A 21,091-nucleotide genomic window follows, 5' to 3' on the forward strand; every position below is an offset into this window, starting at 1 on the left:
GTCTGCCATGTGCGCAAGGCCAAAAGGGGTCACTCCCCGTACCTGGGTCACTCCCCGTACCTCGGGTGCACCAGGGTGGACGGTGGCAGGCCCTCCGGCCGCGGCCCCGGCACCGGGCGCACTCCCGCCACCGTGCCCGGGTCCGGTGGCGCCGGGCCCCTCGCGGCGAGGAGGAAGCCCCAGTCGTGGGGCACCGCCCCGCTGTCCGTGGACCGGTCGGGGCCCGCGGCGAAACCGGAGAGCCGCCCGGTGGCACGGTAGGGCCGGGTGGTGAAGCCCGCCGACCGCAGCGTGGCGTCCACCGTCCAGAAGGTGTGCCGCCGTGACGCCATGGGCCCCGCGTGCACCACGAGGCGGCCGCCGTCGTCGAGGACCCGCCCGGCCAGACCGTAGAACTCCGCCGAGTACAGCTTCGTGCTGGCCGTGATGCCGGGGTCCGGAAGGTCGGAGATCACCACGTCGTACGCCGCTCCCGTCACCGCCGCCTCACGCAGCCGCGCGAACGCGTCCCCGTACACCACCCGCACCCGCGGGTCCTCGTACGCGTGCCCGTTCAGCCGGGCCAGCGCGTGGTCGTGCCGGGCGAGCCGCACCACGCCCGGATCCAGCTCCATGACCGTCACGGACTCCACTCCGCCGTGGCGGAGGATCTCCCGGACCGCCAGCCCGTCGCCCCCGCCCAGGACCAGCACGCGCGCGTGCGGCCCGGACATCGCGGGGTGCACCAGCCCCCGGTGATACCGGTGCTCGTCGCGCCCGCTGACCCGCAGCCGCCCGTCCAGGAACAGCTCCGGCGACGCGCCCCGCCCGCCCGTCAGCACCACCTCCTGGACGTCCGTCTGCACGGCGACACGCACCCGCTCCCCGTACACCGCCCGCCGCACCGAGCGCTCGAAGTCGTCGGCCAGGACCGTCGCGGTCGCCAGCACACCGAGCACCGCCAGATTGGCGACGACCAGCAGCCCCCGCTCCCTGGGCGTCAGGTCCCGCCCGAACAGCCACAGCACCATCGCCCCGCCCACCACCGCGTTGACCGCCCCGGTGAGCAACGCGCTCGTCAACTGCCCCAGCCACGGCAGCAGCAGGAACGGGAACGCCAGGCCCCCGACGAGCGCGCCCACGTAGTCGGCGGCGAACAGGTCCGCGACCGTCCCGCCCGCGTCCTGCTCGGCCCGCCGCGAGATGCGCTGGATCAGCGTCATCAACAGCGGTATCTCCGCCCCGATGAGCACCCCGATGGCGAGCGAGAACCCCACCAGCGCGTACCGCGACTCGCCGAGCCACGCGAACGTGGCGTACAGGACGAGGGCCGAGCAGCCACCGACCAGCGCGAGCGCGGCCTCCAGCAGCCCGAAGCCGACGGCTGCCCGGAAGCGCAGCCGTTTCGCCAGGAGGGAGCCCACGCCCATCGCGAAGACCATCACGGACAGCACGACGGACGCCTGCTTGACGGAGTCACCGATCAGGTAGGAGGCGAGCGCGACGAGCTCCAGCTCGTACACCAGGCCGCACGCCGCGCAGATGAACACCGTGGCCAGCACCAGGAAGCGCCCCGCCCGCTGCCGCACGGACGGCGGTGCCAGGCCCCCCTGCGCGGACGGCACGGCGGCGGAGACGTGCGGCGCTTCGATCACGTCAACAACGCTACGTCACGCCCCAGTGACCACTTGTCACCCACACGGGTGCAACTACAGCGGCGTGTGCATACGGGCACCCACGCTGGTCCTGGTGACCACCAACTGTCCCTCTTGCGGGTACGCGTGCCATGTGCGCCACCGCACCTGGCCCTCGTGGCGCTGCGCGAGCATGGCCGTGAAGGCGTGCGGCGAGCCGGGGAACGTCCCGGCGAGGCCGTTGGGGTGGTCGGCGACGAGCGCCAGGAGTTCCTGGGCGCGGCCGGCGAACGAGCCCTTCGACAGCGTCTCGACACGGGCGGCGAACTCGTACTCCCATCCGCCGATGCGCTTGGCCACACCCAGAGGCAGCGGAGTGCTGCTGCCCGGCATGCAGGCGACGGTCTCGGAGCAGCTGCCCTGCTCGGAGTCGAGCAGGACCTGGTGGGAGGCCCCGAGGAGCCTCAACTGGAGCTTGACGCCGGACAGTTCGAGATCGAGCACGGCGAGAGCGGGAAGCGCCTCCCGACCCAACGCCCAGGCCAGGTCGGCGGCGCGCGTGTCGGTGTAGGAGGTCTTGAGCGTGGTGAGCATGGGTCGGCTCCGCAAACAGGGTTTGACGGGTGGACCGGGAGCGTCCCGGAAGACGTCGGGGGACTGGGGGATCTCCGTCTCGAAATCCACACACGAAGGGTCCAAGGGCTGGATGTTCTCGACAGCGAGGGAACCATGAACCGCGGACGAGTCACAGCGTTTTTACCCAACTTGACGTGGTTTCCATCCCCTGGGGGGCCTGCCGGTTCAACTGTTCAAAGAGAACCGACCGCTGAGCCCCACAAAAAATGCCAACGGCAAGGTACCCGGCGGGAGTTCACCGCCGGGCACCCTGTCGTGGTCGCGGACCGGCTGCCCCGTGTCAGCTGCCTCCGCCACCACATCCACCGCCGCCCCCGCAGGAGGACGATCCACCTCCCCCGCAGGACGAGCCGCCTCCGTCACCGGCCCACCAACTGCCGCTGGACGAAGCGCCGGAGCCCGACCGCGAGTGGCGCCGGCTCCTCCCCCCGCCGGCCGCGCCCACCGCGATGAGGAACCCCACCAGAACGATCAGACCAGCGGCGATCAGGCCCATCTGCATGTGCGTCACCTTCCCCCGTGTCGTACGTGAGAGGGGGATGCCCCCGCTCCCACCCCTCCCAATCCGAATTGAGGAACTCCAGAGGTTCAGCTGCAGGAGGACGATCCGCCTCCGCACGAGGAGCTGGAGCCCCCGCCGCACGACGACCAGCTGGAACACGAGGAGGACGACGAGGACGACGAGGACGAGTCCCCCGCCCACCAGCTCCCGCGGCTCCTCCCGCGGGGGCCGCCTCCGATCACCGACCGGACCACACCCACCACGATGGCGACGGCCACCACGATGAAGAACGCCTCGAAGACCCCTGCCTCGAGCATGGCCCCCACCTGCCTTTCCTTCGTATGCTCCGCATGTGTGGCAGGGAGATCCCCCTGGTGATCACGCCTCAAAGCACACTTGAGGAACTCCAGAGCTTCGGCCCAGGATGGCCGCCATGAAACGACCGCCGCTCAACCGCCGCCTCGCCGAGTTCGGAACGACGATCTTCGCGGAGATGTCCGCCCTCGCCGTCTCCACCGGCTCGGTCAATCTGGGCCAGGGCTTCCCCGACACCGACGGGCCCGACCGGATCGCCGAGGCCGCCGTCCGGGCCATCAGGGACGGCAGGGGCAACCAGTACCCGCCCGGCCCCGGCGTCCCCGAGCTGCGCACCGCCATCGCCGACCACCAGCGCGAGCGCTACGGCCTGGACTACGACCCCGACACCGAGGTCCTCGTCACGGCGGGGGCCACCGAGGCGATCGCCGCCGCCCTGCTCGGGCTGGTCGAACCGGGCGACGAGGTCATCGCGCTGGAGCCGTACTACGACTCGTACGCCGCGTGCGTCGCCATGGCGGGCGGCACCCGCGTCCCGGTCACCCTCCGTCCGCACGGCGGCCGGTTCGTACTCGACCTGGACGAGCTGCGCGCGGCCGTCACCGACCGCACCCGCCTCATCCTGCTCAACACCCCGCACAACCCCACCGGCACCGTCCTCACCCGTGAGGAACTGGCCGCCATCGCCGCGCTCGCCGTCGAACGCGACCTGCTCGTCGTCACCGACGAGGTGTACGAACACCTCGTCTTCGACGACGCCGAGCACATCCCCATCGCCACCTTCCCCGGCATGCGCGAGCGCACCCTCACCATTTCGAGCGCGGGAAAGACCTTCTCCTTCACGGGCTGGAAGGTCGGCTGGGTCACCGCCACGCCCGAGCTGACCACCGCTGTGCGCTCGGCGAAGCAGTATCTGACCTACGTCTCCGCAGGACCGTTCCAGTACGCGATCGCCGAGGCGCTGCGCCTGCCGGAGACGTACTTCAGTGAGCTCCGCGACGACCTGCGCGCCAAGCGGGACCTCCTCGCCGACGGGCTGGCGCAGGCCGGGTTCGAGGTCTTCCGGCCGCAGGGGACCTACTTCATCACCACCGACATCCGCCCACTGGGCGAGCACGACGGAATCGCGTTCTGCCGCGCGCTGCCCGGCCGCTGCGGTGTCGTCGCCATCCCCCACGCGGTCTTCTACGACCACCGCGAGCAGGGCGCGCCCTTCGTGCGGTTCGCGTTCTGCAAGCGGACGGAGGTGCTGCGGGACGCGGTGAAGCGGCTCGGCGGTCTTTAGCCTCTGCGCGCCGTCCTGTCACGGCGACACGCGCGCGTGCGGAGGTGGCGCGGACGGGACCACCCGGGCGGGCTGCCAGGGGTCGCGGCGGGCCCGGTCGGCGCCCAAGGTCGGGGTGACCGTTCACGCGCGCACGGAGGTGCACCCTGTCCGCCGAGACCTTGGACCACGTGACAGCCGCCGGGGGCGCCCGTCCCGTGCCGCGGTGGCGTGCGGCCCTGTACCGCGCGGCACCGGCTCTGGCGCTGTTCGCCGCCGCCCGGCTCACCGGGATGCTGCTGATGGCGCTGTGGGCGTGGCACATCGGCCGCTCACCGCGCGCCCTGCTGGCCATGTCCTGGGACTCGGACTGGTACCTGGGCATCGCCGCGTCCGGCTACGGCACGACCCTGTACTGGCCGGACGGCGCCGTCCAGTCGGACCTGGCGTTCTTCCCGCTCTACCCGGCGTTCGTCCGGGCGGTGAGCACCGCCCTTCCGGTGGCCGACGGGACCGCGGGTCTGCTGGTGGCCTGGACGGCGGCGGGAGCGGCCGCGTGGGGCATCTTCCTGATCGGCGAGCGGCTGTACGGACGGGGCGTCGCCACCACGCTGGTGCTGCTGTGGGGCCTGCTGCCGCACTCGATCGTGCTGTCCATGGCGTACACGGAACCGCTGCTCACCGCCTTCGCCGCGTGGTCGCTGTACGCGGTGCTCACCCGCCGCTGGCTGTGGGCGGGGGCACTGGCCGCGCTGGCCGGGGCCGCACGGCCGAACGGGATCGCGGTCGCGGCGGCGGTCGGCGCGGCCGCGGCGTACGAGGCGTACCGCCTGTTCCGGGGCGAGCGCCGCACCGACTGGCGGCTGTGGGCCGCGGCGGCGGTGGCTCCGGCCGGATGGGTCGGCTACCTGCTGTGGGTGGGGGTACGCAAGGGCGACCCGCTGGGCGGGTACTTCGCCGTGCAGGCGGGCTGGACGTCGCGCTTCGACTTCGGGGCGGGCACCTTGGGCTTCGTCCGCACGGTGCTGACCAGGCCGATGGAGCTCGGCTTCACCATGGCGCTGCTCATCCCGGCGGTGGCGCTGGTGCTGTTCGCGCTGCTCGTGCTGGACCGGCCGCCGCTGCCGCTGCTGGTGTACACGGCGGTGCTGGTGGTGATCGCGGTGGGCGGGTCGGGGTTCTTCGAGTCGAAGCCGCGTTTCCTGCTGCCGGCGTTCCCGCTGCTGGTGCCGCTCGCCTGCGCGCTGCGCAAAGCCCGGCCCAGGGCGGCGGTGGTGGTGGTCGCCGCCCTGGCCGGGCTCTCGTTCGGCTACGGGACGTACCTGCTGACGCTCGCCCCGATGGCGCTGTAGGTCCCGGGCGGGCTCAGGCCTCGTCGCCGGGCTTCTCGTCGCCCTCGGACTCCAGGCCGAACTGCTCCACGAGCCACTTGTCGAACTCGATCGACGCGCGCACCCAGCTGACCGTCGACTGCACGAAGTGCTCCAGGCTCACGCCCGTGCCGATCAGCATCTGCGCCTCGCCGATGAGCCGCACGGTGGCGCCGCCCTGCTCGTCCTCGTGGAGGTGCGTGTAGACCTTCGGCCACAGGGTGCGGCGGTTCCAGTCGTCGATCGTCTCCAGGATCTGCGCGCGGTTCTCGACCGGGTGGGGGCGGTCGTAGAAGGTCCGCACCGAGAAGACCTGCTGCTCCCCCTCGCCGCGGAACATGAAGTACGTGCGGAACTCCTCCCACGGCGCCGCGAGGTCACCCTCGTCGTCGACGACGTACTTGAGCTCCATCTGCTCCAGGAGCTGCTTGACGAGGTCCTGGTCCGGGACGACGGGGCCCGCCGGTCCCGCGGCCTGCTGAGGCTCGGGCTGGCCACCGAAATTCGGAATCGAGCCGGGGTCGATGCTCACCGTGAAATTCCCTTCGAACGATTGCGGTCATCCTCTCCCATGCCGGGCCGGGGCTGGCAACCCGGGACACGGGCGATCCGCTGCGAGCTGACAGGATCGGCGCCCATGGCGAGGAGATCGGCGCGCGCACGGCGGTGGCCGATGCCGGAGCGGGAGGCCGGGATGTGGCTGACGGCCTTTCTACCCGGGCGTGGAGCCGAGCCTCCCCCGCGACACGGATCCGTGCCTGAACGTCCGGTACGGCGACGCGGCGCCGGAGGACGGCCCCGTCGCGGTGGACGTGGAGGTGACGTACGAAGGCGGGGGCACCGGTTTCGTACGTCACCTGGCGTTCACCACCTGACACGGCTCAGTCCCGGGAGGCCGGGCAGAAGAACTCGAGCGCGATGCCGTCCGGGTCCTTGAAGGTCAGGTGGAGCCCGGCGGGGTCCTTCACGATCCCGGAGTGCGTCACGCCCTGCTCGTCGAGCCGCGCCCGCCATGATTCCAGCTCGTCCTCGTCGGCCACGTGGAATCCGCAGTGGTCGAGTCCCACGCGGGCCGGGTCGAAGGCACCGGACCGCTCCGTGCCCGGGTGCCTCCGGAAGCCGATGGCCAGCCCGGGGGAGGCGGTGACGGCCAGCGGGCCGACCTGGTCCTCCGCCTCCATGACCGTCCGGGTGGCGAAGAGGCGGTTGTAGAAGTCCGCGCTCCGTCCCACATCGCTCACCGTCAGCATCACGTGGCCGATGGCAGGGGCGTCAGGCATCCACAACACCCCCTTTCGGTGTTGTCACCTGCCTTTCCTCCGATCGTAGTCCGCAGCCCCCGCCTACCGCACCGGTCCCACGGTCAGCCCGTCCTCCGTCCGGTCCACGCGCACCGTGTCGCCGTCCTCGACCTCGCCGGCGAGGATCTCCTTGGCGAGCCGGTCACCGATGGCCGTCTGGACCAGGCGGCGCAGCGGGCGGGCGCCGTAGGCCGGGTCGAAGCCCTCGACGGCGAGCCACTCCAGGGCGGCCGGGGTGACGTCCAGGGTGAGCCGGCGCTCCGCGAGCCGCTTGGCGAGGCGGTCGATCTGGAGCCCCGCGATGTGGGCGAGCTGGTCCCGGTCGAGTGCCGTGAAGACCACGATGTCGTCCAGGCGGTTGAGGAACTCGGGCTTGAAGGACGCCCTCACCACCTCCAGCACCTGCTCCTTCTTCTGCTCCTCCGGGGTCAGCGGGTCCATCAGGAAGTGGCTGCCCAGGTTGGAGGTGAGGATGAGGATGGTGTTGCGGAAGTCGACCGTACGGCCCTGACCATCGGTCAGGCGGCCGTCGTCCAGCACCTGGAGCAGGATGTCGAAGACCTCCGGGTGGGCCTTCTCCACCTCGTCGAGCAGCACCACGCTGTACGGGCGGCGGCGCACCGCCTCGGTGAGCTGGCCGCCCTCCTCGTAGCCGACGTAGCCGGGGGGCGCGCCGACGAGCCGGGCGACGCTGTGCTTCTCGCCGTACTCGCTCATGTCGATGCGGACCATGGCCCGCTCGTCGTCGAAGAGGAAGTCGGCGAGGGCCTTGGCCAGCTCGGTCTTGCCGACGCCGGTCGGGCCGAGGAAGAGGAACGAGCCGGTGGGCCGGTCGGGGTCGGAGATGCCGGCGCGGGTGCGGCGCACGGCGTCCGACACCGCCCGCACGGCCTCGCTCTGGCCGATCAGACGGCGGCCGATCTCGTCCTCCATCCGCAGCAGCTTCTGCGTCTCGCCCTCCAGCAGGCGGCCGGCCGGAATGCCCGTCCAGGAGCCGACCACGTCGGCGATGTCGTCGGGCCCGACCTCGTCCTTGACCATCGTGTCCTTGGCGGCCTCCTGCTCGGCCTCGCTGGCCGCCTCCAGCTCCCGCTCCACGGCCGGGATCTCGCCGTACAGCAGCTTGGAGGCGGTGTCGAAGTCGCCGTCGCGCTGGGCGCGCTCGGCCTGCCCGCGCAGGTCGTCGAGCTGCTCCTTGAGCTCACCGACGCGGTTGAGGCCCTGCTTCTCCTTCTCCCAGCGGGCGGTCAGGCCGCGCAGCTCCTCCTCCTTGTCGGCGAGGTCGCGGCGCAGCTTCTCCAGGCGCTGTACGGAGGCGGGGTCGGACTCGTTCTTCAGCGCCAGCTCCTCCATGCGGAGACGGTCGACGGCACGCTGGAGCTCGTCGATCTCCACGGGCGAGGAGTCGATCTCCATGCGCAGCCGGGACGCCGCCTCGTCGACGAGGTCGATGGCCTTGTCGGGCAGGAACCGGGAGGTGATGTACCGGTCGGAGAGCGTGGCGGCGGCGACCAGGGCCGAGTCGGCGATCTGGACCTTGTGGTGGGCCTCGTACCGGCCCTTGAGGCCACGGAGGATCGCGATGGTGTCCTCGACGGTCGGCTCGGCGACCAGGACCTGCTGGAAGCGGCGCTCCAGGGCGGGGTCCTTCTCGACGCGCTCGCGGTACTCGTCGAGGGTGGTGGCGCCGACCATGCGCAGCTCGCCGCGGGCGAGCATCGGCTTGAGCATGTTGCCCGCGTCCATGGCGGAGTCCCCGCCGGCGCCCGCGCCGACGACCGTGTGCAGCTCGTCGATGAAGGTGATGATCTGGCCGTCGCTGGCCTTGATCTCGGACAGGACGGTCTTCAGCCGCTCCTCGAACTCGCCCCGGTACTTGGCGCCCGCGACCATCGCGCCGAGGTCGAGGGCGACCAGGCGCTTGTTCTTGAGGCTCTCTGGGACGTCGCCCTTGACGATGCGCTGGGCGAGGCCCTCGACGACGGCGGTCTTGCCGACGCCGGGCTCGCCGATGAGCACCGGGTTGTTCTTCGTACGCCGGGACAGCACCTGCACCACGCGGCGGATCTCCTGGTCCCGGCCGATGACCGGGTCGAGCTTGCCGTCACGGGCGGCGGCCGTGAAGTCCGTACCGAACTTCTCCAGCGCCTTGTACTGGCCCTCCGGGTCCGGTGTGGTCACGCGGCGCCCTCCCCTCGCCTTCTCGAACGCGTCCAGCAGCTTCTTCGCGCTGGCGCCCTGCCGCTCCAGCACCTCGCCGGCCTGCCCGCCCTTGGCGGCGATGCCGATGAGCAGGTGCTCGGTCGACACGTAGTCGTCGCCCAGCTCCTTGGCGCGCCGCGAGGCGTCGGCGACGACGGCGAGAAGGTCCCGGTTGGGCTGCGGCGGGGCCACGGTGGATCCGGTGACGCTGGGCTGGGCGGCGAGCACGCGCTCGGCGCCGGACCGCAACGAGGCCTGGTCGGCGTCGACGGCGGCGAGCAGGTCGACGATGTTCTCGTTGTCCTGGCCCGCGAGCAGCGCGAGCAGCAGGTGCGCGGGGGTCAGGTCCGGGTGTCCTTCGGACACGGCGCGGCTGGTCGCGGCGTTCAGCGCATCCCGGCTCTTGTTGGTCAGCTCGGCGTCCACGGGCGGTCTCTCCTCCTCGTTGGTGCGGGGTCCCACGGGTATGACTCATCTATCGTACGTAAAGTTGAGTCTATTCCACTCAATGTGGTTCGGGGTAGCCGCCGCCGGTAGGTTCGCGGGCATGGCCATCGACCCCCGTAACCCCGGCGACTCGTACCTCGGCTTCTGGCGCGAGTACCACATGTCGACCCTCACCACGCCCCGGCCGGACGGCACTCCGCACGTCGTGGCGGTCGGCGTGACCTACGACCCCGAGGGCGGCGAGAAGGGCATCGCCCGGGTGATCACCAACAAGCACAGCCGCAAGGTCGCCAACGTCCTGGCGGCCGGCCCCGGGGGCGCACGGGTGGCGGTGTGCCAGGTCGACAAGGGGCGCTGGGCGACGCTGGAGGGCGTCGCGACGATCCGTACGGAGCCCGAGGTGGTGGCGGACGCGGTGGAGCGTTACGCGGCCCGCTACGGCCGTACGCCGACGCCGAACCCGGACCGGGTCGTCATCGAGATCGCCCTCACCCGGGCGATGGGGCGCGCGTGACCCTTCGGGGTGTGACCGCCCGGGGCGTGACCTTCCGGGGCGCGACCTTCCGGGGCGTGGCCCTCTGAGCCGTACGCGCACAGCACAGCGGCGCCATCGTGTTCAGGTCCACGATGGCGCCGCTGTGTGGGGGAAGCACCTGGGCGATTTACAACGACGGGGGAATCGCTCAGGCGCTGCGGGGGGTGGCGGTGGTGGTCTCCGGCTCGACCAGCTGGTGGTCACGCTGGTCGAGGTTGACGAAAATCATGCCGTACCGGATGGCGCATCGGACGGGCTGCGGAGCTCCGCGGGGCCGTCGAAGGCATCGGTAGGCTCGGATGTCCTCGTCTTCTCCGCGCGTGATGACGATCGGCTCCCCGAAGAGGGTGACCATCAACGAATCGCCACTGTGCGGCACAGCCGTGACGAGGTCGATGAAATGCCACCCGGAACGGTAAGCGGATGCCATCTCGCGCCGGAAGCGCGAGTCGTCGGGAACGTTCATGCGCCGACGACGGTCCAGCTCGGGTCGTACGCCGCCAGGTCCGCCCGTGGCGGTGCGGCGGTCCAGCCGGGGTCCAGCGCGGCCGTACCCGACCTGACGGGTGCGGTGGTCCACGAGGGGTCGTTCACGGTCAGGCCCGACGTGGCGGGCGCGGCGGTCCAGCCGGGGTCCTGCGTCGTGGTTCCGGTGCCGGGAGCCGCCTGCGAGTCCAGACCCTCGGCCGCCCCCAGAACCCCTACCGCGCCGGCAGCGATGAACGCACTGGCCACCACTGCGCGTATGAGTCTCTTCGTCATCACCGAGCAACCTCACTTGAAGGCAACGTCTCTTTCCAACCCCCGCGGCTACGACGATTGCTCACTCTCCACGCTTCCACCACCTACGGCAGGCATCATGTTCCTGAGATGCAGGAGCCTGGGGGTGTACAGATGAGCGTAAAACCGGACAAGCCTGGCCACCCCCATTCCCACGCGGAGCTCTGCGAGGCGGGTTCCGAGCTCTACGCCAACGCCTTGCGCAGTGGACGAATACCCCGGTCAGAGGCGGATGAGGTGCCGTGTCTCCTCGACCTCGCGCTGCTGCACCCCGACCCGGACGACGCCCAGTGGCTCCGGCCCGTCCCGCCCTCCTCCGCGCTGGCACAACTGCTCCAGCCCATCGAGCGCGAGATCCTGGAGCGTAGACGTCTCACCGTCGAACTGTCCGACGCGTTCGAGCCATTCATGGCGATCAGCGCCCAGAACGCGCCCACCACGCACGCCATCACCGTGCTGGAGGGACTGAGCCGGATCAACGCGACGCTGGACCGCGTCGTCGCCGGCTGCGAGAAGGAGCTGCTGACCGTCCAGCCCGGCGGCGGGCGCCCCGCCCACGGGCTGAGCGAGGCGCTGCGCCGCGTACGGCCCCTGCTCGGCCGGGGCATCCGGATGCGCACCCTCTACCAGCACACGGCACGCCACACCGAACTGACGCTGACGTACCTGGAACACGTGGGCCCCGAGGTGCAGGTGCGCACCCTGGAGCAGATCATCGACCGGCTGATCATCGTCGACCGTGAAGTCGCCTTCGTACCCGCCCGCAGCGACCGCCAAGTCGCCCTGGAACTGCGCCACCCCGGCCTGGTCGCCTACCTCGCCGGGGTGTTCGACCAGTTCTGGCAACTGGCCGTGCCGATCAACGAGGAGATCCCGTACGACCTCAAGTCCGACGGCATCAGCGGCGTCCAGCGCTCCATCGCCAAGCTCCTCGTCGAGGGCCACGTCGACGAGGCGATCGCCCGCCGCCTCGGCATGAACGTCCGCACCTGCCGCGCCCACATCGCCAAGCTCGCGGCCGTCCTCGGCAGCGGGAGCCGCGCCCAACTGGGGTACCTGATCGCACAGTCCGGCATCCTGGAGCAAGATCACTGACCATGCACGACCACTTCCCCGCCACACCGGCCGTCCAACTGCGGTCCGACGCCGGCACCGTCGACGTCACGGGCCCCGGCCTCCCGCACGTACGTCTCGTCCGCACCACCGGCACCGAGCCCGACCCGCTCATTCCGATCGGCACCCGCGACCCCGCGCTGCTGACGCTCACCGTCGACGGCCGGCCGGCCGGGATCTGGCCCGCCAAGGGCCGGCTGTCCCGCCGCTCCTACCGTGTCGACGCCCGGACCGGCGACGCCCGTTACCGGCTCGTGCCGTGCGGCTACGAGGAGAGCCGACTGCTGCGCGACGGCCGCCGGCTCGGCGACCTGAAGTCCACCGGCGACGGCCACGTCACCACCGACTGGGACGAGCACGCCAAGGTCCTCGCCCAGGACGTCGCCGTCGGCACCGCCCTCGCGGCGGCCTTCGGAACGGGCGCCCAGCCGATGTGGGAGACGACCCTGGACGCGGTGACCGAGCTCATCCCCTAGGACGGGCCCTACGGCTTCAGGTCGGGTCGTACGGCGTCAGGACCCTTCGTACGGCGTCAGGACCCTTTGTACGGCTTCCAGGGCGTGACCTCGACGACCCCGGTGTTGCCGAGGTCCAGCGGGCCGCCGTCGGCCGGGGCGACCGTCTGGGCCGCCGTGCCGGGGGCGGGGGTCACCCGGACGTACGCGCCGGTCGTCGCCACCACGTCGGTCCGGGTCACCGTGTTGCGCCAGACCACCGACGCCGCGGCCTGCTCACCGGGCGCCAGGACGAATGTGGAGGGCTTGGTGGTGGTGTCGACGTGCGAGCCGTCGCGGACGGTGACGTCCAGTTTCTCGCGCCGCTCGCCCAGGACGTCGAGGACGGGGTAGCCGCTCAACTCGAACGGCTCGGCACCACAGTTGAGCAGGGTCAGTCCCATCGCCCGCAGCCCCATCGCTGCGTCGGTCATCCCCGTACCGACGCGTACACCGGAGGCCGGGCAGTCCGCGGCCGTCGCCCGGGGCGGCGCGGGAGCACCCTGGGGCGGGACGGGAGCCGTCGGCGCGGGAGGCGCGGTGCTGCGTTCCGGCAGCGGCGCGTCACCCGTCTCGTCGTCGCAGCCCACCGCTCCCAGCGCCGTCAGGGCCACCAGCACGGCCCCCGCGCCCGCACGACCTGTCCCGTACCGCCGATTCGTCCGCACGCCGGGATCATCGCACGCCCCTGTATACGGAAGGGGCCTCAACGGAAGGGGCCCCCTCCGCCGCAACGGAAGGGGCCTCACACGACGTGTCACTCACCGCGCTTGGGCGGTCGCCACACCACCAGCGCGCTCGCCTGCTGCACGTCCTGGTACGGAACCAGGTCACGCCGGTACGAGGCGTGCACCTGCGCCTCGCGCTGCCGCATCGTCGCCGCCGCGCCCTCGACCGCCGCGGTGAGCTCGGCGACCCGGGACTGGAGGGCGGCGACCTGGTTCTCCAGTTCGATGATCCGCTTGATGCCCGCCAGGTTGATGCCCTCGTCCTGCGACAACTGCTGCACCTGCCGGAGCAGTTCGATGTCACGCGCCGAGTAGCGCCGGCCCCGCCCCGCCGTACGGTCCGGCGAGACCAGGCCCAGCCGGTCGTACTGGCGCAGCGTCTGCGGGTGCAGTCCGCTGAGCTGGGCCGCCACCGAGATGACGTACACCGGTGTCTCGTCGGTCAGCTCGTACGGATTGCGACGGCGTCCGTCCATCTCAAGCCCCCTTCGCGGCCTGGAACAGCTCGGCCCGCGGGTCCTCACCCGCCGTGGCCTCCCGGTACGTTTCGAGCGCCTCGCGCGCCTTGTCGCTCAGGTCCCCCGGCACGGCCACCTCGACGGTGACGAGCAGGTCCCCGCGCGTACCGTCCTTGCGGACGGCGCCCTTGCCACGGGCGCGCATCGTACGGCCGTTGGGCGTACCGGCCGGGATCTTCAGCGTGACCGCGGGCCCACCGAGGGTCGGCACCCTGATCTCGCCGCCGAGCGCCGCCTCGTCGAACGTGACGGGCACCGTGACGGTCAGGTTGTCGCCCTTGCGGCCGAAGACCGGGTGGGCGTCCACGTGCACCACCACGTACAGGTCACCGGCCGGGCCTCCCCGCTCGCCGGGCGCGCCCTTGCCGCGCAGCCGGATGCGCTGCCCGTCGGAGACGCCCGCGGGGATGCGGACCTGCATGGTGCGCGACGACTTGGCGCGGCCGCTGCCGTGGCAGACCTCGCACGGGTCCTGGGCGATCAGCCCGCGGCCCTTGCAGTCCACGCACGGGTCGGTCAGCGAGAAGGAGCCGCTGCCGCCGCGCGAGACCTGGCCGGTCCCGACACAGGTGGGGCACACACGGGGCGTGCCGTTCTTGTCACCGGTGCCCGAACAGGCCTTGCAGGGCTGCTGACTGGACATCCGCAGCGGGACCGTGGCCCCGTCGACCGCCTCGGTGAAGCTCAGCGTCACCTCGGACTCGATGTCCTGGCCCCGGCGCGGCTGGGTGCGGGTGCCCGCGCCGCCCCGGTTGAACAGGCCGCCGAAGACGTCCCCGAGGCCCCCGCCGAAACCACCGGCACCGCCGGCTCCACCGGCACCGCCCTGGGCGCCCCCGAAGAGGTCGCCCAGGTCGAAGTTGAACGTGCCGCCGGCGCCGCCGCCCGGACCGGCGCGGAAGCCACCGTTGCCGAACAGGGCGCGGGCGTCGTCGTACTCCTTGCGCTTCTTGGGGTCACCGAGGATGTCGTTCGCCTCGGAGATCTCCTTGAAGCGCGCCTCCGCGCCCGCGTCACCCTTGTTGGCGTCCGGGTGGAACTCGCGGGCGAGCTTCCGGTACGCCTTCTTGATCTCGGCCTCGGTGGCGTCCTTGGGGACGCCGAGAACCTTGTAGTAGTCCTTCTCCACGAAGTCCTTCGTGCTCATCGACGTCCCTCCTCCCGATTACCGGTCAATGCGTCAGCCCTCCTCGGGGCCACCGCTCTCCTCGTCGGCCGACTGCTGCTCTTCCTTGGGCGCCTGGGCGGCCTGCCCGGCCGGCGCGGCCCCGGGCTGGGGCTCGGCCACCGCGACGCGTGCGGGCCTGATGGTCCGCTCGCCGATGCGGTACCCGGGCTGCAGGATCGCCACGCACGTCGTCTCGGTGACGTCCGGTGCGTAACTGTGCATCAGCGCCTCGTGGATCGTCGGGTCGAAGGGCTCGCCCTCCTTGCCGAACTGCTGCAGGCCCATCTTGGCGGCGACCGTCTCCAGCGATTCGGCCACCGACTTGAAGCCGCCCACCAGCTCGCCGTGTTCACGGGCGCGGCCGATGTCGTCGAGCACCGGCAGGAGCTCGGTCAGGAGGCTCGCCACGGCGAGCTCCTTGACCGTGACCCGGTCGCGCTCGACCCGGCGGCGGTAGTTCTGGTACTCGGCCTGGAGCCGCTGGAGGTCCGCCGTGCGCTCGCCGAGCGCGGTGCGGGCCTGGTCCAGCTGGGCCGTCAGGCCGGCGACAGCTGCGGTCGCGTCCCCTGCCGGGGCCGCCGGGCCCTCCTCCGCGGGGTTCGCGGAGGAGGGGGCACCGGCGGCGTCGGCGGCGTCGTCAGGCGCGGCGCCGGAGGGGACGTCGGGCTTCTCCTCGAAGCCCGGGGTCTCCTCCGTCATGCGGCCCCCTTCGGCTTCTCGTCGTCGACGATCTCGGCGTCGACGACATCGTCGTCAGCGGCGGCGCCCTGGGCGGCACCCGGAGCCTCACCGGCACCGGCGGCCCCGCCCGCGGCCTGGGCGTCCGCGTACATGGCCTGGCCGAGCTTCTGGGAGACGGCCGCGACCTTCTCCGTGGCGGTGCGGATCTCGGCGGTGTCCTCGCCCTTCAGCTTCTCCTTGAGCTCGTTCACCGCCGTCTCGACCTCGGTCTTGACGTCGCCCGGAACCTTGTCCTCGTTGTCCTTGAGGAACTTCTCCGTCTGGTAGACGAGCTGCTCGCCCTGGTTGCGGGTCTCGGCGGCCTCGCGGCGCTTGTGGTCCTCCTCCGCGTACCGCTCGGCCTCCTCACGCATCCGGTCGACCTCGTCCTTCGGCAGCGAGGAGCCGCCGGTGACGGTCATCTTCTGCTCCTTGCCCGTGCCCAGGTCCTTCGCGGTCACGTGCATGATGCCGTTGGCGTCGATGTCGAAGGAGACCTCGATCTGCGGGACGCCGCGCGGGGCCGGCGGGAGGCCGGTCAGCTCGAACATGCCGAGCTTCTTGTTGTACGCCGCGATCTCGCGCTCGCCCTGGTAGACCTGGATCTGCACCGACGGCTGGTTGTCCTCGGCCGTCGTGAAGATCTCGGACCGCTTGGTCGGGATCGTGGTGTTGCGCTCGATGAGCTTGGTCATGATGCCGCCCTTGGTCTCGATACCGAGGGACAGCGGGGTCACGTCGAGGAGCAGGACGTCCTTGACCTCACCCTTGAGGACACCGGCCTGGAGCGAGGCGCCGATGGCGACGACCTCGTCCGGGTTGACGCCCTTGTTGGCCTCCTTGCCGCCGGTCAGCTCCTTGACGAGCTCGGCGACGGCCGGCATGCGGGTGGAGCCACCGACGAGGACGACGTGGTCGATCTCGGAGAGGGCGATGCCCGCGTCCTTGATGACGTTGTGGAACGGCGTCTTGCAGCGCTCCAGCAGGTCCGCGGTGAGCTGCTGGAACTGGGCGCGCGTGAGCTTCTCGTCCAGGTGCAGCGGGCCCTCGGCGGAGGCCGTGATGTAGGGCAGGTTGATCGAGGTCTCGGTGGACGAGGACAGCTCGATCTTGGCCTTCTCGGCGGCCTCGCGGAGGCGCTGGAGGGCCATCTTGTCCTTGGACAGGTCCACGCCGTGACCGGAGTGGAACTGCTTCACCAGGTAGTCGACGACACGCTGGTCCCAGTCGTCACCACCGAGGTGGTTGTCACCGTTGGTGGCCTTCACCTCGACGACGCCGTCGCCGATCTCCAGCAGCGAGACGTCGAAGGTGCCGCCACCGAGGTCGAAGACCAGGATGGTCTGGTCGTCCTTGTCCAGGCCGTACGCGAGGGCGGCGGCCGTCGGCTCGTTGACGATGCGCAGGACGTTGAGGCCCGCGATCTCACCGGCCTCCTTGGTGGCCTGGCGCTCGGAGTCGTTGAAGTACGCCGGGACGGTGATCACCGCGTCGGTGACCTTCTCGCCCAGGTACGCCTCGGCGTCGCGCTTCAGCTTCTGCAGGATGAAGGCGCTGATCTGCTGCGGGTTGAAGTTCTTCCCGTCGAGCTCGATCTTCCAGTCGGTGCCCATGTGACGCTTGACGGACCGGATGGTCCGGTCGACGTTGGTGACCGCCTGACGCTTGGCCACCTCGCCGACGAGCACCTCGCCGTTCTTGGCAAAGGCGACGACGGAAGGCGTGGTCCTGGCGCCCTCGGCGTTGGTGATGACGGTGGGCTCGCCGCCTTCCAGAACGCTGACGACGGAGTTAGTCGTGCCCAGGTCGATGCCGACCGCACGTGCCATTTTCGATTCCTCCAGCTGACTTGAGTGGAACAGGCTCAAGGATGCACGACAGCCAGACCGGAGTCAACAGAGTTGAGCCACTTACGCTCAACTTATGCGGGCGCAGTCGCACGACCCGCCGCGTACCCGCGAAGCACTACCACCTCACACCCAACCGTGCGATCGTTCAAAGAACCAACCAAAAGCCACATTTCTCGCAAAGTTGTCAGGTGTGTGCCCCATGTGCCCCACGCATCCCATGCACCCCGAACGCCGCCCCTCACCGGACCCGGCACACCACCCCTCACCGAGCCCGGCACCCATTCCGGAGCCGGACCCCCGGCGCGCCCCCGAGCCGGATGCCGTGCGCATGCCCGAGCGGGGCCCCGAGGGCGTACCGGAGCCGACCCCCGCCCCCGCTCCCGCTCCCGCCCCCGCCCCCGCTCCCGAGACGGAGCCCGTCCACGGACCCGAGACGGACCCCACGGGCGCACTCGGGCCGACTCCCGTCCGCGTCCCCGAGCAGCAGGAGCCCGCCCCCACCGGCTCGGACCCCGCCCCCACAGGACCGGACCCGGCCCCCACCGGGCCGACGCCCGTCAGCCCCACGGCGGACCTCCGCCGTCCCCGCGCGCCGGGGCCCACCAGCCCCGCACACACCAGCCCCGCACGCATCCGCCCCGCGCCCGTCAGCCCCACCCGCCCCTCGCCGGATCCCAAGCGCGTCCTCGACCTGGTGCTCGGATCCGCGCTGCTCGTCCTGACGGCACCGCTGCTCCTCGCGGCCACCGTCGCCACCGCGCTGAGACGGCCGCCCGGCGGTGTCTTCACGACCGGGACGAGAACCGGGCTCGACGGCCGGCCGTTCACCCTGCGCCACCTGCCCACCCGGCGCCTCCGCCTCGACGTGCTCTCGCGCCTGCCCCACGTCGTACGCGGCGAGATGTCGCTCGTCGGCCCGGCTCCCCTCCCGCCCGGCGCCCCCGCCGCCGACGCCCCGTGGCGCCGGAGCGTCAGACCCGGGCTGACCGGACTGGCCCAGGTCCGGCGCGCCTCCACGCTGCCGTGGGACGAGCCACTCCTGCTGGACCAGCACTACGTGGAGCACCAGTGGCTCGGGCTGGACCTGGCCCTCCTGCTGCGCACCTTGCGGACCGTGTCCGGTCAGGCTCACCTGAGCGACGCAGATCACCGCGTGCGCGGCTACAGTGCGGCGGAATAACTGGGTACGCTCAGCACGGACTAAATAAGTTACCGCTTAGTAGTACCCAAGCTCTCCCACCCTCGCAGGCCCGAGGAGCCTCCATGCAACTCGCCGCGATCATTGTGTCGCTGACCCTGACCGTGGTCGGCGTTGCGCTGCTCGCCCGCGCCATCGGCCAGTTCGTCCGCCACTTCAAGCTGGGCCAGCCGGTCCCGGCCGGCACCCGGACCGACAACCCCTACCAGCGCAGCGTCACTCTGGTCAGGGAGTTCCTCGGTCACACCCGGATGAACCGCTGGGGCATCGTCGGTATCGCCCACTGGTTCGTGGCGGTCGGCTTCCTGACGCTGCCGCCGACGATCGTCACGGCGTACGGGCAGCTCTTCCAGGCGGACTGGACCCTGCCGATCATCGGCGGCTTCCTGCCGTACGAGCTGTACATCGAGTTCATCGGCGCGATGACCACCCTCGGCATCGCCACGCTGATCGTCATCCGGCTGCTGAACCTGCCCTCGCGGCCGGGCCGCAAGTCCCGGTTCGCCGGCTCGAAGATGGGCCAGGCGTACTTCGTCGAGTACGTCATCCTCACCATCGGCCTCGCCATCTACGTACTGCGCGGCCTCGAGGGCGCCCTGCACCACGTCGACCACTACGAGCCCGCGTACTTCGCCTCGTACCCGCTCGTCCTGGCCCTCAAGGGCCTGAGCGTCGGCGCGCTGCAGAACCTGGTCTACCTCTTCGCCATGATCAAGCTGAGCACGACCATGATCTGGATGATCACGGTCTCGCTCAACACCAACATGGGTGTGGCCTGGCACCGCTTCCTCGGCTTCCCCAACATCTGGTTCAAGCGCAACGCCGACGGGTCGACCGCGCTCGGCGCGCTCCAGCCGATGACGTCGGGTGGCAAGGAGATCGACTTCGAGGACCCGGGCGACGACGACGTCTACGGCGTCTCCCAGGTCGAGCACTTCTCCTGGAAGGGCCTGCTCGACTTCTCCACCTGCACCGAGTGCGGCCGCTGCCAGTCGCAGTGCCCCGCCTGGAACACCGGCAAGCCGCTCTCCCCCAAGCTCCTCATCATGTCGCTGCGCGACCACGCGCACGCCAAGGCGCCGTACCTGCTGGCCGGCGGCGGCAAGACGATGGAGGGCGAGGAGAAGGCCTCCGAGGAGCAGCTCAAGGACGTCCCCGCCGCCGCCCTCGCCGAGGCCGAGCGCCCGCTGATCGGGACGCTCGAGGAGAACGGCGTCATCGACCCGGACGTCCTGTGGTCCTGCACCACCTGCGGCGCCTGCGTGGAGCAGTGCCCGGTCGACATCGAGCACGTCGACCACATCGTCGACATGCGCCGCTACCAGGTGATGATCGAGTCCGCGTTCCCGTCCGAGGCGGGCACGATGCTCAAGAACCTGGAGAAGAAGGGCAACCCCTGGGGCCTGGCCAAGAAGCAGCGCGTGGAGTGGACCAAGGAGGTCGACTTCGAGGTCCCGATCGTCGGCAAGGACGTCGAGGACCTCACCGAGGTCGACTACCTCTACTGGGTCGGCTGCGCCGGTGCCCTGGAGGACCGCGCCAAGAAGACCACCAAGGCCTTCGCCGAGCTGCTGCACATCGCGGGCGTCAAGTTCGCGATCATGGGCGGCGAGGAGAAGTGCACCGGTGACTCGCCGCGCCGCCTGGGCAACGAGCCGCTGTTCCAGCAGCTCGGCCAGGAGAACGTCGCCATGCTGAACATGGCGTTCGGCGAGGACGACGAGGACGAGTCGACGAAGAAGCCGAAGTCGGCCAAGAAGATCGTCGCGACCTGCCCGCACTGCTTCAACACGATCGCGAACGAGTACCCGCAGCTCGGCGGCGAGTTCGAGGTCATCCACCACACGCAGCTGCTCCAGCACCTCATCGACGAGGGCAAGCTGCTCCCGGTGACACCGGTCGACGGTCTGATCACGTACCACGACCCGTGCTACCTGGGCCGCCACAACAAGGTCTACACGCCGCCGCGCGAGATCATGTCGGCCGTCCCGGGCCTGCGCCAGCAGGAGATGCACCGCCACAAGGAGCGGGGCTTCTGCTGTGGCGCCGGTGGCGCGCGGATGTGGATGGAGGAGCGGATCGGCAAGCGCATCAACACCGAGCGCGTCGACGAGGCGCTGTCCCTCAACCCGGACATCGTCTCCACCGCCTGCCCCTTCTGCCTGGTCATGCTCACGGACTCCGTGAACGGCAAGAAGAACGACGGCAAGGCGAAGGAGAGCCTCCAGGTCGTGGACGTCGCCCAGCTGCTGCTGGACTCCGTCAAGAAGCCGGTCGAGGAGACCCCGGCGGAAGAGGCGGACACCGAGCCGGAGCCGGTGAAGTAGTCCACAGTCC

At 70.8% G+C, this 21,091-nt stretch carries 20 protein-coding genes; 8 read left to right on the top strand and 12 right to left on the bottom strand.

What is annotated here, in order from left to right:
• Positions 1-47: 47 nt before the first annotated feature.
• Together ACZ6C1_RS23265 and ACZ6C1_RS23270 are read right to left on the bottom strand one after the other, a co-directional pair.
• Entirely contained in the window at positions 48-1,583 is a 1,536-nt protein-coding gene (locus ACZ6C1_RS23265) for a polyamine aminopropyltransferase (protein ID WP_469243204.1), read from the bottom strand.
• A 105-nt stretch (positions 1,584-1,688) separates the two neighbouring features.
• Positions 1,689-2,207, bottom strand: coding sequence for a DUF2617 family protein (locus ACZ6C1_RS23270; protein WP_469243176.1), 519 nt, complete (start codon positions 2,205-2,207; stop codon positions 1,689-1,691).
• A gap of 977 nt (positions 2,208-3,184) precedes the next feature.
• On the opposite strand from ACZ6C1_RS23270, the gene ACZ6C1_RS23275 reads away from it, so the two are divergent.
• Together ACZ6C1_RS23275 and ACZ6C1_RS23280 are read left to right on the top strand one after the other, a co-directional pair.
• A complete protein-coding gene (locus ACZ6C1_RS23275) occupies positions 3,185-4,351 on the top strand; it encodes a pyridoxal phosphate-dependent aminotransferase (protein ID WP_469243177.1) in 1,167 nt (388 codons plus the stop codon).
• Positions 4,352-4,521: 170 nt separating this feature from the next.
• Positions 4,522-5,682, top strand: a complete 1,161-nt coding sequence (locus ACZ6C1_RS23280) for a hypothetical protein (protein WP_469243178.1) — start codon at positions 4,522-4,524, stop codon at positions 5,680-5,682.
• A 13-nt stretch (positions 5,683-5,695) separates the two neighbouring features.
• On the opposite strand, the gene ACZ6C1_RS23285 is transcribed toward ACZ6C1_RS23280, so the two are convergent.
• Positions 5,696-6,232 carry a type III secretion system chaperone family protein gene (locus ACZ6C1_RS23285; RefSeq protein ID WP_469243179.1) on the bottom strand — a complete coding sequence of 179 codons (537 nt, stop codon included), beginning with the start codon at positions 6,230-6,232 and terminating at the stop codon, positions 5,696-5,698.
• A 190-nt stretch (positions 6,233-6,422) separates the two neighbouring features.
• On the opposite strand from ACZ6C1_RS23285, the gene ACZ6C1_RS23290 reads away from it, so the two are divergent.
• Positions 6,423-6,575 (top strand): hypothetical protein, encoded by a 153-nt coding sequence (locus tag ACZ6C1_RS23290; RefSeq protein ID WP_469243180.1) that lies wholly within the window; start codon positions 6,423-6,425, stop codon positions 6,573-6,575.
• A gap of 6 nt (positions 6,576-6,581) precedes the next feature.
• On the opposite strand, the gene ACZ6C1_RS23295 is transcribed toward ACZ6C1_RS23290, so the two are convergent.
• Together ACZ6C1_RS23295 and clpB are read right to left on the bottom strand one after the other, a co-directional pair.
• A complete protein-coding gene (locus ACZ6C1_RS23295; protein WP_469243181.1) occupies positions 6,582-6,980 on the bottom strand; it encodes a VOC family protein in 399 nt (132 codons plus the stop codon).
• A 63-nt stretch (positions 6,981-7,043) separates the two neighbouring features.
• Positions 7,044-9,629 (bottom strand): ATP-dependent chaperone ClpB, encoded by a 2,586-nt coding sequence (gene clpB / locus ACZ6C1_RS23300; RefSeq protein WP_469243205.1) that lies wholly within the window; start codon positions 9,627-9,629, stop codon positions 7,044-7,046.
• Positions 9,630-9,750: 121 nt separating this feature from the next.
• On the opposite strand from clpB, the gene ACZ6C1_RS23305 reads away from it, so the two are divergent.
• Positions 9,751-10,164 carry a pyridoxamine 5'-phosphate oxidase family protein gene (locus ACZ6C1_RS23305; protein ID WP_469243182.1) on the top strand — a complete coding sequence of 138 codons (414 nt, stop codon included), beginning with the start codon at positions 9,751-9,753 and terminating at the stop codon, positions 10,162-10,164.
• 169 nt (positions 10,165-10,333) lie between these two features.
• Here the strand turns inward: ACZ6C1_RS23305 and ACZ6C1_RS23310 are convergent, their stop codons facing one another.
• Entirely contained in the window at positions 10,334-10,651 is a 318-nt protein-coding gene (locus ACZ6C1_RS23310) for a Rieske (2Fe-2S) protein (RefSeq protein ID WP_064067217.1), read from the bottom strand.
• Positions 10,648-10,947, bottom strand: a complete 300-nt coding sequence (locus ACZ6C1_RS23315; RefSeq protein WP_469243183.1) for a hypothetical protein — start codon at positions 10,945-10,947, stop codon at positions 10,648-10,650. The genes ACZ6C1_RS23310 and ACZ6C1_RS23315 overlap by 4 nt, the downstream gene beginning before the upstream one ends.
• Before the next feature lie 132 nt (positions 10,948-11,079).
• Between ACZ6C1_RS23315 and ACZ6C1_RS23320 the strand changes: the two genes are divergently transcribed.
• Positions 11,080-12,060 carry a helix-turn-helix transcriptional regulator gene (locus ACZ6C1_RS23320; RefSeq protein WP_351822505.1) on the top strand — a complete coding sequence of 327 codons (981 nt, stop codon included), beginning with the start codon at positions 11,080-11,082 and terminating at the stop codon, positions 12,058-12,060.
• Between the two features lie 2 nt (positions 12,061-12,062).
• Positions 12,063-12,554: a hypothetical protein gene (locus ACZ6C1_RS23325; protein ID WP_469243184.1), complete on the top strand. Its 492-nt coding sequence runs from the start codon at positions 12,063-12,065 to the stop codon at positions 12,552-12,554.
• Positions 12,555-12,610: 56 nt separating this feature from the next.
• On the opposite strand, the gene ACZ6C1_RS23330 is transcribed toward ACZ6C1_RS23325, so the two are convergent.
• The 5 genes from ACZ6C1_RS23330 to dnaK form a co-directional block, all read right to left on the bottom strand.
• Positions 12,611-13,240, bottom strand: a complete 630-nt coding sequence (locus ACZ6C1_RS23330) for a DUF4232 domain-containing protein (protein ID WP_469243185.1) — start codon at positions 13,238-13,240, stop codon at positions 12,611-12,613.
• Positions 13,241-13,329: 89 nt separating this feature from the next.
• Positions 13,330-13,776 (bottom strand): heat shock protein transcriptional repressor HspR, encoded by a 447-nt coding sequence (locus ACZ6C1_RS23335; protein WP_469243186.1) that lies wholly within the window; start codon positions 13,774-13,776, stop codon positions 13,330-13,332.
• 1 nt (position 13,777) lies between these two features.
• The gene (gene dnaJ, locus ACZ6C1_RS23340; protein ID WP_469243187.1) at positions 13,778-14,965 is read right to left on the bottom strand and encodes a molecular chaperone DnaJ; all 1,188 of its coding nucleotides are present in this window, start codon (positions 14,963-14,965) and stop codon (positions 13,778-13,780) included.
• Between the two features lie 33 nt (positions 14,966-14,998).
• The gene (gene grpE / locus ACZ6C1_RS23345) at positions 14,999-15,685 is read right to left on the bottom strand and encodes a nucleotide exchange factor GrpE (RefSeq protein ID WP_469243188.1); all 687 of its coding nucleotides are present in this window, start codon (positions 15,683-15,685) and stop codon (positions 14,999-15,001) included.
• The gene (gene dnaK / locus ACZ6C1_RS23350) at positions 15,682-17,535 is read right to left on the bottom strand and encodes a molecular chaperone DnaK (RefSeq protein WP_382673775.1); all 1,854 of its coding nucleotides are present in this window, start codon (positions 17,533-17,535) and stop codon (positions 15,682-15,684) included. The genes grpE and dnaK overlap by 4 nt, the downstream gene beginning before the upstream one ends.
• Positions 17,536-17,755: 220 nt before the next feature.
• Here dnaK and ACZ6C1_RS23355 point away from each other — a divergent pair, with 220 nt between their 5' ends.
• Together ACZ6C1_RS23355 and ACZ6C1_RS23360 are read left to right on the top strand one after the other, a co-directional pair.
• Positions 17,756-18,736 (top strand): sugar transferase, encoded by a 981-nt coding sequence (locus ACZ6C1_RS23355; RefSeq protein ID WP_469243189.1) that lies wholly within the window; start codon positions 17,756-17,758, stop codon positions 18,734-18,736.
• A gap of 83 nt (positions 18,737-18,819) precedes the next feature.
• Positions 18,820-21,081, top strand: coding sequence for a (Fe-S)-binding protein (locus ACZ6C1_RS23360; protein WP_469243190.1), 2,262 nt, complete (start codon positions 18,820-18,822; stop codon positions 21,079-21,081).
• The last annotated feature ends 10 nt before the right edge of the window (positions 21,082-21,091 follow it).

It is taken from the genome of Streptomyces sp. NPDC041796 (genome assembly GCF_055590785.1).

Excerpts from the sequence above, each read along its gene's own strand:
- ACZ6C1_RS23295 (WP_469243181.1), bottom strand. The coding sequence starts at position 6,980 with ATGCCTGACGCCCCTGCCATCGGCCACGTGATGCTGACGGTGAGCGAT.
- dnaJ (WP_469243187.1), bottom strand. The coding sequence starts at position 14,965 with ATGAGCACGAAGGACTTCGTGGAGAAGGACTACTACAAGGTTCTCGGC.
- ACZ6C1_RS23335 (WP_469243186.1), bottom strand. The coding sequence starts at position 13,776 with ATGGACGGACGCCGTCGCAATCCGTACGAGCTGACCGACGAGACACCG.
- ACZ6C1_RS23310 (WP_064067217.1), bottom strand. The coding sequence starts at position 10,651 with ATGAACGTTCCCGACGACTCGCGCTTCCGGCGCGAGATGGCATCCGCT.
- ACZ6C1_RS23270 (WP_469243176.1), bottom strand. The coding sequence starts at position 2,207 with ATGCTCACCACGCTCAAGACCTCCTACACCGACACGCGCGCCGCCGAC.
- ACZ6C1_RS23275 (WP_469243177.1), top strand. The coding sequence starts at position 3,185 with ATGAAACGACCGCCGCTCAACCGCCGCCTCGCCGAGTTCGGAACGACG.
- ACZ6C1_RS23320 (WP_351822505.1), top strand. The coding sequence starts at position 11,080 with ATGAGCGTAAAACCGGACAAGCCTGGCCACCCCCATTCCCACGCGGAG.
- ACZ6C1_RS23360 (WP_469243190.1), top strand. The coding sequence starts at position 18,820 with ATGCAACTCGCCGCGATCATTGTGTCGCTGACCCTGACCGTGGTCGGC.
- dnaK (WP_382673775.1), bottom strand. The coding sequence starts at position 17,535 with ATGGCACGTGCGGTCGGCATCGACCTGGGCACGACTAACTCCGTCGTC.
- ACZ6C1_RS23305 (WP_469243182.1), top strand. The coding sequence starts at position 9,751 with ATGGCCATCGACCCCCGTAACCCCGGCGACTCGTACCTCGGCTTCTGG.
- ACZ6C1_RS23325 (WP_469243184.1), top strand. The coding sequence starts at position 12,063 with ATGCACGACCACTTCCCCGCCACACCGGCCGTCCAACTGCGGTCCGAC.
- ACZ6C1_RS23355 (WP_469243189.1), top strand. The coding sequence starts at position 17,756 with ATGTGCCCCACGCATCCCATGCACCCCGAACGCCGCCCCTCACCGGAC.
- grpE (WP_469243188.1), bottom strand. The coding sequence starts at position 15,685 with ATGACGGAGGAGACCCCGGGCTTCGAGGAGAAGCCCGACGTCCCCTCC.
- ACZ6C1_RS23315 (WP_469243183.1), bottom strand. The coding sequence starts at position 10,947 with ATGACGAAGAGACTCATACGCGCAGTGGTGGCCAGTGCGTTCATCGCT.